The sequence below is a fragment of the Streptomyces albiflavescens genome (assembly GCF_014645835.1).
In the GTDB taxonomy this organism is placed as follows: domain Bacteria; phylum Actinomycetota; class Actinomycetes; order Streptomycetales; family Streptomycetaceae; genus Streptomyces; species Streptomyces albiflavescens.
Genome location: NZ_BMMM01000008.1, coordinates 296,272 through 310,244 on the forward strand (window position 1 = coordinate 296,272; position 13,973 = coordinate 310,244).

The 13,973-nt window shown below is 69.0% G+C and carries 12 protein-coding genes; all 12 read left to right on the forward strand.

Going from position 1 to position 13,973, the window contains the following annotated elements; all coding sequences use genetic code 11:
- The first annotated feature begins 15 nt into the window (after positions 1-15).
- The 12 genes from IEY95_RS23295 (at position 16) to metK (ending at position 13,634) form a co-directional block, all read left to right on the forward strand.
- Entirely contained in the window at positions 16-1,050 is a 1,035-nt protein-coding gene (locus IEY95_RS23295; RefSeq protein WP_189188036.1) for an aspartate carbamoyltransferase catalytic subunit, read from the forward strand.
- Between the two features lie 4 nt (positions 1,051-1,054).
- Positions 1,055-2,341 (forward strand): dihydroorotase, encoded by a 1,287-nt coding sequence (locus IEY95_RS23300; protein ID WP_189188037.1) that lies wholly within the window; start codon positions 1,055-1,057, stop codon positions 2,339-2,341.
- A gap of 14 nt (positions 2,342-2,355) precedes the next feature.
- Positions 2,356-2,907, forward strand: coding sequence for a PH-like domain-containing protein (locus IEY95_RS23305; protein WP_373294524.1), 552 nt, complete (start codon positions 2,356-2,358; stop codon positions 2,905-2,907).
- A complete protein-coding gene (carA, locus tag IEY95_RS23310) occupies positions 2,904-4,046 on the forward strand; it encodes a glutamine-hydrolyzing carbamoyl-phosphate synthase small subunit (protein ID WP_189188039.1) in 1,143 nt (380 codons plus the stop codon). Before IEY95_RS23305 ends, carA begins: the two co-directional genes overlap by 4 nt.
- Complete coding sequence (gene carB, locus IEY95_RS23315) at positions 4,039-7,347, forward strand: carbamoyl-phosphate synthase large subunit (protein WP_189188040.1); 3,309 nt, start codon at positions 4,039-4,041, stop codon at positions 7,345-7,347. Before carA ends, carB begins: the two co-directional genes overlap by 8 nt.
- 54 nt (positions 7,348-7,401) lie before the next feature.
- Positions 7,402-8,508, forward strand: a complete 1,107-nt coding sequence (locus tag IEY95_RS23320; RefSeq protein WP_189188041.1) for a quinone-dependent dihydroorotate dehydrogenase — start codon at positions 7,402-7,404, stop codon at positions 8,506-8,508.
- Positions 8,505-9,347: an orotidine-5'-phosphate decarboxylase gene (gene pyrF / locus IEY95_RS23325; RefSeq protein ID WP_189188042.1), complete on the forward strand. Its 843-nt coding sequence runs from the start codon at positions 8,505-8,507 to the stop codon at positions 9,345-9,347. Before IEY95_RS23320 ends, pyrF begins: the two co-directional genes overlap by 4 nt.
- A gap of 310 nt (positions 9,348-9,657) precedes the next feature.
- On the forward strand, positions 9,658-9,981 hold the full coding sequence (locus IEY95_RS23330; RefSeq protein ID WP_016638838.1) for an integration host factor: 324 nt from the start codon (positions 9,658-9,660) through the stop codon (positions 9,979-9,981).
- 37 nt (positions 9,982-10,018) lie between these two features.
- Positions 10,019-10,576: a guanylate kinase gene (gene gmk, locus IEY95_RS23335; protein WP_189188043.1), complete on the forward strand. Its 558-nt coding sequence runs from the start codon at positions 10,019-10,021 to the stop codon at positions 10,574-10,576.
- Between the two features lie 37 nt (positions 10,577-10,613).
- Positions 10,614-10,886, forward strand: coding sequence for a DNA-directed RNA polymerase subunit omega (rpoZ, locus tag IEY95_RS23340; RefSeq protein WP_003982715.1), 273 nt, complete (start codon positions 10,614-10,616; stop codon positions 10,884-10,886).
- Positions 10,887-10,982: 96 nt separating this feature from the next.
- Positions 10,983-12,185: a bifunctional phosphopantothenoylcysteine decarboxylase/phosphopantothenate--cysteine ligase CoaBC gene (gene coaBC / locus IEY95_RS23345; RefSeq protein ID WP_189188044.1), complete on the forward strand. Its 1,203-nt coding sequence runs from the start codon at positions 10,983-10,985 to the stop codon at positions 12,183-12,185.
- Between the two features lie 240 nt (positions 12,186-12,425).
- A complete protein-coding gene (gene metK / locus IEY95_RS23350; protein WP_189188045.1) occupies positions 12,426-13,634 on the forward strand; it encodes a methionine adenosyltransferase in 1,209 nt (402 codons plus the stop codon).
- The last annotated feature ends 339 nt before the right edge of the window (positions 13,635-13,973 follow it).

Here is a 13,973-nt window from a genome sequence, read left to right on the forward strand (position 1 = left end):
TACGGAGCCTGACAGATGCAGCGTCATCTCATCTCGGCCGCCGACCTCACCCGCGACGACGCCGTCCTGATCCTCGACACCGCCGAGGAGATGGCCCGGGTCGCCGACCGGCCGATCAAAAAGCTGCCGACCCTGCGCGGCCGCACCGTCGTCAACCTCTTCTTCGAGGACTCGACCCGCACCCGGATCTCCTTCGAAGCCGCCGAGAAGCGCCTGTCCGCGGACGTCATCAACTTCACCGCCAAGGGATCGAGCGTCTCCAAGGGCGAGTCCCTGAAGGACACCGCCCAGACCCTCGAAGCCATGGGCGTCGACGCCGTCGTCATCCGGCACGGCGCCTCCGGTGCCCCTTACCGGCTCGCCACCTCCGGCTGGATCGACGCCGCCGTCATCAACGCCGGTGACGGCACCCACCAGCACCCCACGCAGGCCCTGCTCGACGCCTTCACCATGCGCCGCCGTCTGGTCGGCCGCGACGCCGGGGTCGGCCAGGACCTCTCCGGCAAGCGCATCACGATCGTCGGCGACGTCCTGCACAGCCGCGTCGCCCGCTCCAACGTCGATCTGCTGCACACCCTCGGCGCCGAGGTCACCCTCGTCGCTCCGCCGACCCTGGTGCCGGTCGGCGTCGAGACCTGGCCCTGCGAGATCTCGTACGACCTCGACACCACGCTCTCCAAGTCCGACGCGGTGATGATGCTGCGCGTGCAGCGCGAGCGGATGAACGCGGCGTTCTTCCCCACCGAGCGCGAGTACTCGCGGCGTTACGGCCTCGACGGCGACCGCATGGCGAAGATGCCCGAGCACGCCATCGTGATGCACCCCGGCCCGATGGTCCGCGGCATGGAGATCACCGCCGAGGTCGCCGACTCCGATCGCTGCACCGTCGTCGAGCAGGTCGCCAATGGCGTCTCGATCCGGATGGCCGTCCTGTATCTGCTCCTTGGCGGCAACGAGCCCGCCGTCACCCACACCCGCCCGCCCGTCTCCCACCACCACCCTTCCAACGAGCGCTCCGCGCACACCATTTCCGCGGACGAGGAGAAGTAAGAATATGAGCAAGATCCTTATCCGTGGTGCGAAGGTGCTCGGGGGCGAGCCGCAGGACGTCCTGATCGACGGCCGGACGATCGCCGAGGTGGGTGTCGGTCTCGGCGCCGAGGGTGCCGAAGTCGTCGAGGCCGAGGGCAAGGTGCTCCTTCCGGGCCTCGTGGACCTGCACACCCATCTGCGCGAGCCGGGCCGCGAGGACTCCGAGACCGTGCTCACGGGTACGCGGGCCGCCGCCGCAGGCGGTTACACCGCCGTGTTCGCCATGGCCAACACCTTCCCGGTCGCCGACACCGCCGGCGTGGTCGAGCAGGTCTACCGGCTCGGGCAGGAGCACGGCTACTGCGACGTGCAGCCCATCGGCGCCGTCACCGTCGGCCTGGAGGGCAAGAAGCTCGCCGAGCTGGGCGCGATGCACGAGTCGGCGGCCGGCGTCACGGTCTTCTCGGACGACGGCAAGTGCGTGGACGACGCGGTGATCATGCGCCGCGCGCTGGAGTACGTGAAGGCCTTCGGCGGCGTGGTCGCGCAGCACGCGCAGGAGCCGCGCCTCACCGAGGGCGCCCAGATGAACGAGGGCATCGTCTCCGCGGAGCTGGGGCTCGGCGGATGGCCTGCGGTGGCCGAGGAATCGATCATCGCCCGGGACGTCCTGCTGGCCGAGCACGTGAGCTCGCGCGTCCACATCTGCCATCTGTCCACGGCCGGTTCGGTCGAGATCGTCCGCTGGGCCAAGTCCCGCGGCATCGACGTCACCGCCGAGGTCACCCCGCACCACCTCCTCCTCACCGACGAGCTGGTGCGCACCTACGACCCGGTCTACAAGGTCAACCCGCCGCTGCGCACCGAGCGTGACGTGATGGCGCTGCGCGAGGCGCTCGCCGACGGCACGATCGACATCGTCGCCACCGACCACGCGCCGCACCCGCACGAGGACAAGGACTGCGAGTGGGCCGCGGCCGCCATGGGCATGGTGGGTCTCGAAACCGCGCTGTCCGTCGTCCAGCAGACGATGGTCGAGACCGGGCTGCTCGACTGGGCCGGCGTCGCCGACCGCATGTCCTTCAAGCCCGCGCTGATCGGCCGGGCCGCGGGCCACGGCCGTCCCGTCTCGGCAGGTGAGCCCGCGAACCTCACGCTGCTCGACACGGCATACCGTGGACCCGTGGACCCCGCGGGCTTCGCCTCGCGCAGCCGCAACACCCCCTACGAGGGCCGTGAGCTGCCGGGCCGGGTCACGCACACCTGGCTGCGGGGCAAGGCCACCCTCGTCGACGGGAAGCTCGCGTGACACCTCTCATCTCGATGGCCGCCGAACAGAAGTCGGCGCCCGTGACCGACTGGGCCGGCCGGATCGGCTGGCTCGTCGGGCTCGTCCTCTTCGTCGCCCTCGTCTACTGGCTGATGCGTGAAGGCTGGAAGTGGCGCGCCACCCTTCAGGGGGACCTGCCCGAGCTGCCTACCGCGCCAGAAGACCTCGGCCCGGTGAAACTGAGCATGAGCGGCCGCTACCACGGCTCCACCACCGCAGGGCAGTGGCTCGACCGCATCGTGGCGCACGGCCTGGGCACCCGCAGCCGGGTCGAGCTCACGCTGACCGACGCGGGACTGGATGTCGTACGCCCCGGAGCCACCGACTTCTTCATCCCGGCCGAGGCGCTGCGTGAGGCCCTGCTCGGCAAGGGCATCGCCGGCAAGGTCCTCACCGAGGGCGGACTCCTCGTCGTCACCTGGGCGCACGGCGACAAGCTGCTCGACTCCGGCTTCCGCTCGGACCGCGCGGCCGAGCACAACGAGTGGGTCGACACCCTGAACAACATGATCAACAAGAGCATCGACACGGAAGGCGCACGATGACGACCTCCACCAGGGGAGCTGCCAAGGTTCCCGCCGTACTCGTCCTGGAGGACGGCCGGATCTTCCGCGGCCGTGCCTACGGGGCCGTGGGGGAGACCTTCGGTGAAGCGGTGTTCTCCACCGGCATGACCGGCTACCAGGAGACCCTCACCGACCCGTCGTACCACCGCCAGGTCGTCGTGATGACCGCCCCGCACGTCGGCAACACCGGCGTCAACGACGAGGACCCCGAGTCGCAGCGCATCTGGGTCTCCGGTTATGTCGTACGCGACCCCGCGCGCGTGCCCTCCAACTGGCGCGCCAAGCGCTCGCTGGACGAAGAACTCCGCCACCAGGGCGTCGTCGGCATCAGCGGCATCGACACGCGTGCGCTGACCCGCCACCTGCGCGAGCGCGGCGCCATGCGCGTCGGCATCTTCTCCGGCAACGCGCTGCCCGACGAGGGCACCATGCTGGCCGAGGTGCGCCAGGCCCCCGAGATGAAGGGCGCGAACCTCGCCGCCGAGGTCGCCACCAAGGAGACGTACGTCGTCCCCGCGATCGGCGAGAAGCGCTTCACCGTCGCCGCCGTCGACCTGGGCATCAAGGGCATGACCCCGCACCGCATGGCCGAGCGCGGCATCGAGGTGCACGTGCTGCCCGCGACGGCCACGGCCGAGGACGTGTACGCCGTGAACCCCGACGGCGTGTTCTTCTCCAACGGCCCGGGCGACCCGGCCACCGCCGACGGTCCGGTCGCGGTCATGCAGGAAGTGCTCTCACGCAAGACGCCGCTCTTCGGCATCTGCTTCGGCAACCAGATCCTGGGCCGCGCGCTCGGCTTCGGCACGTACAAGCTGAAGTACGGCCACCGCGGCATCAACCAGCCGGTGCAGGACCGTACGACCGGCAAGGTCGAGGTCACCGCGCACAACCACGGCTTCGCCGTCGACGCCCCGCTCGACAAGGTGTCCGACACCCCCTACGGCCGCGCCGAGGTCTCCCACGTCTGCCTCAACGACAGCGTGGTGGAGGGCCTCCAGCTGCTCGACCAGCCGGCCTTCAGCGTCCAGTACCACCCCGAAGCGGCAGCGGGCCCGCACGACGCCGCCTACCTGTTCGACCGCTTCGTATCCCTGATGGAGGGCCAGCGTGCCTAAGCGCACCGATATCCAGTCCGTCCTGGTCATCGGCTCCGGCCCGATCGTCATCGGCCAGGCAGCCGAGTTCGACTACTCGGGCACCCAGGCGTGCCGCATCCTGCGCGCCGAGGGCCTGAGGGTCATCCTGGTCAACTCCAACCCGGCGACGATCATGACCGACCCGGAGATCGCCGACGCGACGTACGTCGAGCCGATCACCCCGGAGTTCGTCGAGAAGATCATCGCCAAGGAGCGCCCGGACGCGCTCCTGCCCACCCTGGGTGGTCAGACGGCCCTCAACACGGCCATCTCGCTGCACGAGGCCGGAACCCTCGACAAGTACGGCGTCGAGCTGATCGGTGCCAACGTCGAGGCCATCAACAAGGGCGAGGACCGCGACCTCTTCAAGGGCGTCGTGGAGGCGGTGAACGCGAAGATCGGGCACGGCGAGTCCGCCCGCTCCGTCATCTGCCACTCCATGGACGACGTGCTGGGGGGCGTCGAGACGCTCGGCGGCTACCCCGTTGTCGTCCGCCCCTCCTTCACCATGGGCGGCGCCGGCTCCGGCTTCGCGCACGACGAGGACGAGCTGCGCCGCATCGCAGGTCAGGGCCTCACGCTCTCCCCGACCACCGAGGTGCTCCTGGAGGAGTCCATCCTCGGCTGGAAGGAGTACGAGCTGGAGCTGATGCGCGACAAGCACGACAACGTCGTGGTCGTCTGCTCCATCGAGAACTTCGACCCGATGGGCGTGCACACCGGTGACTCGATCACCGTCGCCCCGGCGATGACCCTCACCGACCGCGAGTACCAGATCCTGCGCGACATCGGCATCGCGGTCATCCGCGAGGTCGGCGTGGACACGGGTGGCTGCAACATCCAGTTCGCGGTGAACCCCGAGGACGGTCGCGTGATCGTCATCGAGATGAACCCGCGTGTGTCGCGGTCCTCGGCCCTGGCGTCGAAGGCCACTGGCTTCCCGATCGCGAAGATCGCCGCCAAGCTGGCCGTCGGCTACACGCTCGACGAGATCCCGAACGACATCACCGAGCAGACCCCGGCGTCCTTCGAGCCGACGCTCGACTACGTGGTGGTCAAGGCCCCACGGTTCGCGTTCGAGAAGTTCCCGTCGGCGGATTCGACCCTGACGACCACCATGAAGTCGGTCGGCGAGGCCATGGCCATCGGCCGCAACTTCACCGAGGCGCTGCAGAAGGCGCTGCGGTCGCTGGAGAAGAAGGGCTCGCAGTTCACGTTCGTGGGTGAGCCCGGCGACAAGAAGTTTCTCCTCGAAGAGGCCATCCGGCCGACCGACGGGCGCATCAACTCCGTCATGCAGGCCATCCGCGCGGGCGCCACGCCCGAGGAGGTCTTCGAGGCGACGAAGATCGACCCGTGGTTCGTCGACCAGCTGTTCCTGATCAAGGAGATCGCGGACGAGCTGGCCGCCGCCGACAAGCTCGACCCCGAGCTGCTCGCGGAGGCCAAGCGACACGGCTTCTCCGACGTGCAGATCGCCGAGATCCGCGGGCTGCGTGAGGACGTCGTACGCGAAGTGCGGCACGCGCTGGGCGTGCGCCCGGTGTACAAGACGGTCGACACGTGCGCCGCCGAGTTCGCGGCCAGGACCCCGTACTTCTACTCCTCGTACGACGAGGAGACGGAGGTCGCGCCCCGCGAGAAGCCCGCGGTGATCATCCTGGGCTCCGGCCCGAACCGTATCGGCCAGGGCATCGAGTTCGACTACTCCTGCGTCCACGCCTCCTTCGCGCTGAGCGACGCGGGCTACGAGACCGTGATGGTCAACTGCAACCCCGAGACCGTCTCCACGGACTACGACACCTCCGACCGCCTGTACTTCGAGCCGCTGACGCTGGAAGACGTGCTGGAGATCGTCCACGCGGAGTCGCTGGCCGGTCCGGTCGCGGGTGTGATCGTGCAGCTCGGCGGCCAGACCCCGCTGGGCCTGTCGCAGGCGCTCAAGGACAACGGCGTGCCGGTCGTGGGTACGTCTCCCGAGGCCATCCACGCCGCCGAGGACCGCGGCGCCTTCGGGCGGGTCCTCGCGGAGGCGGGCCTCCCGGCTCCCAAGCACGGCACCGCCACCACCTTCGCCGAGGCCAAGGCCATCGCCGACGAGATCGGCTACCCCGTGCTCGTACGGCCCTCGTACGTGCTCGGCGGGCGCGGCATGGAGATCGTGTACGACGAGACCCGGCTGTCCTCGTACATCGCCGAGTCGACCGAGATCAGCCCCTCCCGGCCCGTTCTGGTCGACCGGTTCCTCGACGACGCGATCGAGATCGACGTCGACGCCCTGTACGACGGCGAGGAGCTCTACCTCGGCGGCGTCATGGAGCACATCGAGGAGGCCGGCATCCACTCCGGCGACTCGGCGTGCGCGCTGCCGCCGATCACACTCGGCGGCTTCGACATCAAGCGGTTGCGGGCGTCCACGGAGGCCATCGCGCGCGGAGTGGGCGTGCGCGGACTGATCAACATCCAGTTCGCGATGGCCGGCGACATCCTGTACGTCCTCGAAGCCAACCCGCGTGCTTCGCGCACCGTGCCCTTCACCTCGAAGGCGACCGCGGTGCCGCTCGCCAAGGCCGCGGCCCGGATCTCGCTCGGCGCGACCGTCGCCGAACTGCGGGCGGAGGGGCTGCTGCCCGCCCAGGGCGACGGTGGCACGCTGCCGCTCGACGCGCCGATCTCCGTCAAGGAGGCCGTCATGCCGTGGTCGCGCTTCCGCGACATCCACGGGCGTGGCGTGGACACCGTCCTCGGCCCGGAGATGCGCTCCACCGGTGAAGTCATGGGCATCGACTCGGTGTTCGGGACGGCGTACGCCAAGTCGCAGGCGGGCGCGTACGGTCCACTGCCGACCAAGGGTCGCGCCTTCATCTCGGTCGCCAACCGTGACAAGCGCTCGATGATCTTCCCGGCGCGCGAACTCGTCGCTCATGGGTTCGAGTTGCTGGCCACGTCCGGCACGGCCGAGGTGCTCAAGCGCAACGGCATCAACGCCACGATCGTGCGCAAGCAGAGCGAGGGCGAGGGCCCGAACGGTGAGAAGACCATCGTCCAGCTCATCCACGACGGCCTGGTCGACCTCATCGTCAACACGCCGTACGGCACCGGGGGCCGCCTCGACGGCTACGAGATCCGTACGGCCGCCGTCGCCCGGTCCGTGCCGTGCCTGACCACGGTCCAGGCGCTCGCCGCCGCCGTCCAGGGCATCGACGCGCTCAACCACGGTGACGTGGGCGTGCGTTCACTCCAGGAACACGCCGAGCATCTGACCGCGGCCCGCGACTAGCAGCCCTGAGGGGGACATCGGAAACGGTGTCCCCCTCTTCATGAGGACACTGAGATGTACAAACTCTTCTTCAACCTGGTCTTCAAGCGGATGGACCCGGAGCAGGCGCACTACCTGGCCTTCCGCTGGATCCGGCTCGCCGTCCGCGTCCCCGTCCTGCGGACCTTCATCGCCGCCGCGCTCGCGCCCCGCTACAAGGAACTGCGCACCGAGGTGTTCGGGCTGCGGATGCACGGCCCGTTCGGGCTCGCGGCGGGATTCGACAAGAACGCCGTCGCCATCGACGGGATGTCGATGCTCGGCTTCGACCACATCGAGATCGGCACGGTCACGGGGGAGCCGCAGCCCGGCAACCCCAAGAAGCGGCTGTTCCGCCTTGTGCCGGACCGCGCGCTGATCAATCGCATGGGGTTCAACAACGAGGGCTCCGCGGCCGTCTCCGAGCGTCTGGCGGCCCGTACGCCCGTTTTCAGGACCGTCGTGGGCGTGAACATCGGCAAGACCAAGGTCGTCCCCGAGGACGAGGCGGCCGCCGACTACGTGAAGTCGACCGAGCGGCTGGCCGCGCATGCCGACTACCTCGTGGTCAACGTCAGCTCCCCGAATACACCCGGTCTGCGCAATCTCCAGGCCACTCAGTCGCTGCGACCGCTGCTGACCGCGGTCCGCGAAGCCGCCGACCGTGCCGTGACCGACCGGCGCGTGCCGCTGCTCGTCAAGATCGCGCCCGACCTCGCGGACGAGGACGTCGACGCGGTCGCCGATCTGGCCGTCGAGCTCGGCCTGGACGGGATCATCGCCACGAACACCACCATCGCGCGCGACGGACTCGGTTTGAAGTCCGAACCCTCTCTGGTCGAGGAGACGGGCGGACTCTCCGGCGCACCGCTGAAATCGCGCTCCCTGGAGGTGCTGCGCCGCCTCTACGCGCGCGTGGGCGACCGGATCACCCTGGTGGGCGTCGGCGGCATCGAGAACGCCGAGGACGCCTGGCAGCGCATCCTGGCCGGCGCCACGCTGGTCCAGGGCTACAGCGCCTTCATTTATGAGGGCCCGTTCTGGGGCCGCGCCATCCACAAGGGACTCGCCGCCCGCCTTCGTACGAGTCCGTATGCCACTCTCGCCGACGCCGTCGGCGCCGACGTGAGGAAGTCCGCATGAGTCTGGCACCCTTCGGTGCACGTCTTCGCCGCGCCATGGACGAGCGTGGCCCCCTGTGCGTGGGCATCGACCCGCACGCCTCCCTGCTCACCGACTGGGGCCTGAACGACGACATCGCGGGCCTTGAGCGCTTCAGCCGCACCGTCGTCGAGGCGCTGGCCGACCGGGTCGCCGTCCTCAAGCCGCAGAGCGCCTTCTTCGAGCGCTTCGGGTCACGGGGGATCGCCGTCCTGGAGAAGTCGGTCGAGGAGGCGCGGGCAGCCGGCGCGCTGGTCGTGATGGACGCCAAGCGCGGCGACATCGGTTCGACCATGGCCGCGTACGCGGAGACCTTCCTGCGCAAGGACGCGCCGCTCTTCTCGGACGCGCTGACCGTGTCTCCGTACCTCGGTTACGGCTCCCTGAAGCCCGCGGTGGAGCTGGCACGCGAGAGCGGGGCCGGGCTCTTCGTCCTCGCGCTCACCTCCAACCCGGAGGGCGGCGAAGTGCAGCACGCGGTCCGCGCGGACGGCCGGAACGTCGGAGCGACGATGCTCGGGCACCTGGCCGCCGAGAACGCGGGGGAGGTACCCCTGGGTTCCTTCGGCGCGGTCGTCGGGGCCACGCTGGGCGATCTCTCCTCGTACGACCTGGACATCAATGGACCGCTTCTCGCGCCCGGAATCGGCGCTCAGGGGGCGACGGCGGCCGATCTGGCGGGTGTCTTCGGCGCGGCGGTGCGCAATGTCGTCCCGAACGTGAGCCGGGGTGTCCTGCGGCACGGTCCCGACGTGGTCGCGCTGCGGGAGTCCGCGGAGCGCTTCGCGGAGGAGATCAGGGCCGCTGTGGCGGCCGCCTGAGCCCTCGGACAGCCGCTCGACAGTCCTCCGATGAGTGTCTTCGGAGCGCCCTGAGTCTGAATACATCCTCAAATCCAGGGCAGTATGTCTGAAATGTCCGACTCCAGGGAGGCTGACCAGGACTTTTCCGCTGTTCTCGCTGACTCTGGCGGACTTGCCCGCTAGTCTCCGTCGAGTGAGGGCACCTCCCACGCCCTCAAGGCAGTGGGGGAGAACGGGCAAGCGTGTTGCTCGTGGCTCCCCAGGTGTGGGGCGACTAGGTTCCTCACCGGTCCGTATCCGACAGTTCGACATCCGAGGTGACGTAGGCGTGGCTCTTCCGCCCCTTACCCCTGAACAGCGCGCAGCCGCGCTCGAAAAGGCCGCCGCGGCTCGCCGGGAGCGGGCCGAGGTCAAGAATCGACTCAAGCACTCCGGCGCCTCCCTTCACGAGGTCATCAAGCAGGGCCAGGAGAACGACGTCATCGGCAAGATGAAGGTCTCCGCTCTCCTCGAGTCCCTGCCGGGCGTGGGCAAGGTCCGCGCCAAGCAGATCATGGAGCGACTCGGGATCTCCGAGAGCCGTCGTGTGCGTGGCCTCGGCTCCAACCAGATCGCCTCCTTGGAGCGCGAGTTCGGCGGCTCCGGCGCCTGAGTCCTGGGCACTCCGGGATTGCTGGAATAATCGCTGCATGAGTGAACGTCCGCGGCTGACCGTGCTCTCCGGCCCCTCAGGGGTCGGCAAGAGCACGGTCGTCGCCCATATGCGCAAGGAACACCCCGAGGTCTGGCTCTCGGTGTCGGCGACGACCCGCAAGCCGCGCCCCGGTGAGAAGCACGGAGTCCACTACTTCTTCGTCACCGACGAGGAGATGGACAAGCTGATCGCCAACGGTGAGCTGCTGGAGTGGGCCGAATTCGCCGGCAACCGCTACGGGACGCCGCGCAAGGCCGTCCTGGAGCACCTGGAGGCGGGTGTGCCGGTCCTCCTGGAGATCGACCTCCAGGGTGCCCGTCAGGTCCGTGAGTCCATGCCGGAGGCCCTGCTCGTGTTCCTGGCTCCTCCCTCCTGGGAGGAGCTGGTGCGCAGGCTCACCGGGCGGGGCACCGAACCGCCCGAGGTGATCGAGCGCCGCCTGGAGGCGGCCAAGATCGAGCTGGCGGCCGAGCCGGAGTTCGATGTCACCCTGGTCAACACCTCCGTCGAGGACGTGGCGCGCGAGCTGCTAGCCTTGATGGACGTTGTGTGATCTTCACTGATCAATCCCACCTTTCGGAAGGCCAAGCGTGTCCTCTTCCATCACCGCGCCCGAGGGCATCATCAACCCTCCGATCGACGAGCTCCTCGAGGCCACCGACTCGAAGTACAGCCTCGTGATCTACGCGGCCAAGCGTGCCCGTCAGATCAACGCGTACTACTCGCAGCTCGGCGAGGGTCTCCTCGAGTACGTCGGTCCGCTCGTCGACACCCACGTCCACGAGAAGCCGCTCTCGATCGCCCTGCGTGAGATCAACGCGGGTCTGCTGACGTCCGAGGCTGTTGAGGGCCCCGCGCAGTAGTCATCGCTTCTTTCCTTCATCCCAGGCCCGGCAGCGCGACTGTCGGGCCTGTGGTGTGTCATGGGGTTGTACGTTTTCGAGTGTTGGGGAGGCCCGGTGGAAAAGCCGAAGGTCGTTCTGGGGGTCAGCGGCGGCATCGCCGCCTACAAGGCCTGTGAGCTGTTGCGTCGTTTGACCGAGTCCGGTCATGACGTACGGGTCGTTCCCACCGAGTCGGCGCTGCACTTCGTCGGCGCCGCCACCTGGTCCGCGCTCTCGGGCCATCCCGTGTCCACCGAAGTCTGGTCGGACGTCCACGAAGTCCCGCACGTGCGCATCGGGCAGCAGGCCGACCTGGTGGTCGTCGCTCCCGCGACGGCCGACATGCTCGCCAAGGCGGCCCACGGCCTGGCCGACGATCTCCTCACGAACACCCTGCTCACCGCCCGCTGTCCGGTCGTCTTCGCGCCGGCGATGCACACCGAGATGTGGGAGCACCCGGCCACGCAGGAGAACGTGGCGACGCTGCGCCGCCGCGGCGCCGTCGTCATCGAGCCCGCGGTGGGCCGCCTGACCGGCGTCGACACCGGCAAGGGGCGGCTGCCCGAGCCCGCCGAGATCTTCGAGATCTGCCGCCGGGTGCTCGCGCGGGGCGTGACCGAGCCCGATCTGGCCGGCCGCCACGTCGTGATCAGCGCGGGCGGTACGCGTGAGCCGCTCGACCCGGTCCGCTTCCTCGGCAACCGCTCCTCCGGCAAGCAGGGATACGCCCTCGCCCGTACGGCGGCCGCGCGGGGCGCCCGGGTCACCCTGATCGCCGCGAACACCGCACTGCCGGACCCGGCCGGTGTGGACGTCGTGCCGGTCGGGACCGCCGTGCAGTTGCGCGAGGCGGTGCTGAAGGCGGCCTCCGAGGCCGACGCCGTGGTGATGGCCGCGGCGGTGGCGGACTTCCGTCCGGCCACCTACGCGGCCGGAAAGATCAAGAAGAAGGACGACCAGGAACCGGAGCCGATCGTGCTGATCCGCAATCCGGACATCCTCGCGGAGATCTCGACGGACCGCCCGCGCCCCGGCCAAGTCGTCGTCGGCTTCGCCGCCGAGACGGACGACGTCCTCGCCAACGGCCGTACGAAGCTGGAGCGCAAGGGCTGCGACCTCCTCGTGGTGAACGAGGTGGGGGAGCGCAAGACGTTCGGCTCCGAGGAGAACGAGGCCGTGGTGCTCGGGGCCGACGGCAGTGAGACCCCGGTGCCGTACGGGCCCAAGGAGGCCTTGGCCGAGACCGTGTGGGACCTGGTGACACGCCGTCTGCGGTGAATATCTCATTCGCCTCAACGGATGCCTCCATCCGCGCGAAATAGGGTGTGCCGAACCTGGTGAAGACCGATCGTCATGGCGCAGAATGCCCGTGCCGCAGGTCACAGCGCTTCCGAGAAGCGAGACAGGGGGGCCTGCGGGCGAGCGCGACCGATAAACTGTTCTCGGACGACGCCGGGCGCAGCTCCCGTCCCGTCCGCCAATGATCAGCCAGCAGCCGCTGCAACCACAGGGAGCGTTGTGTCCCGTCGCCTGTTCACCTCGGAGTCCGTGACCGAGGGTCACCCCGACAAGATCGCTGACCAGATCAGCGACACCATTCTTGACGCGCTTCTGCGGGAGGACCCGACATCCCGGGTCGCCGTGGAGACGTTGATCACGACCGGCCTGGTGCACGTGGCCGGTGAGGTCACGACCAAGGCGTACGCGCCGATCGCCCAGCTCGTGCGGGACAAGATCCTCGAGATCGGCTACGACTCGTCGAAGAAGGGCTTCGACGGCGCGTCCTGTGGCGTCTCCGTGTCCATCGGCTCGCAGTCGCCGGACATCGCGCAGGGCGTCGACACGGCGTACGAGAACCGGGTCGAGGGCGACGACGACGAGCTCGACCGGCAGGGCGCGGGCGACCAGGGCCTGATGTTCGGTTACGCGACCGACGAGACGCCGAACTTGATGCCGCTCCCGATCCACCTGGCGCACCGCCTCTCGCGCCGCCTCTCCGAGGTCCGCAAGAACGGCACGATTCCCTACCTCCGTCCCGACGGAAAGACCCAGGTCACCATCGAGTACGACGGTGACAAGGCGGTCCGCCTGGACACGGTCGTGGTCTCGTCCCAGCACGCTTCGGACATCGACCTGGACTCGCTTCTGGCCCCCGACATCCGCGAGTTCGTGGTCGAGCCGGAGCTGAAGGCCCTCCTCGACGACGGCATCAAGCTGGAGACCGAGGGCTACCGCCTCCTGGTCAACCCGACCGGCCGCTTCGAGATCGGCGGCCCGATGGGCGACGCCGGCCTGACCGGCCGCAAGATCATCATCGACACGTACGGCGGCATGGCCCGCCACGGCGGCGGCGCCTTCTCCGGCAAGGACCCGTCCAAGGTCGACCGCTCCGCCGCGTACGCGATGCGCTGGGTCGCGAAGAACGTCGTCGCCGCGGGCCTCGCCTCCCGCTGCGAGGTCCAGGTCGCCTACGCCATCGGCAAGGCCGAGCCGGTCGGTCTCTTCGTCGAGACCTTCGGCACCGCCAAGGTCGACGCCGAGAAGATCGAGACCGCCATCGCCGAGGTCTTCGACCTCCGCCCGGCGGCCATCATCCGCGACCTCGACCTGCTGCGCCCGATCTACTCCCAGACGGCCGCGTACGGCCACTTCGGCCGCGAGCTGCCCGACTTCACGTGGGAGCGGACGGACCGCGTGGAGGCGCTGCGCAAGGCTGCCGGTCTGTAGGACGAGCTGTTCGGCGAGGCCCGGTGCCCCTTCGGGGTGCCGGGCCTCGCCGTTTTCGCACGCAGCCGAAATCGACTGGTCCGGGCGGCCGGAGGTTCGTACGCTGGTGATCTCCCGGTGCGATGGCCGCGGTTACTTCGGTGGAGTGCGCCCATGGCGCGCGGTGAATCTGGAACATGGTCCGCTGCCGCTCTGAACTCGGGAGGTGCTGACGTCGTGGTGCCCGGTGCGATGGTTGCGGGTACTTCCGGGTGATCTCCTTCGCAGGTTCGAATCCTGCTGCCGGTCCTGGACCGGTATGGCCGAGTGGTCTATGGCAGAAGCGCCTCAGGGCGTTCG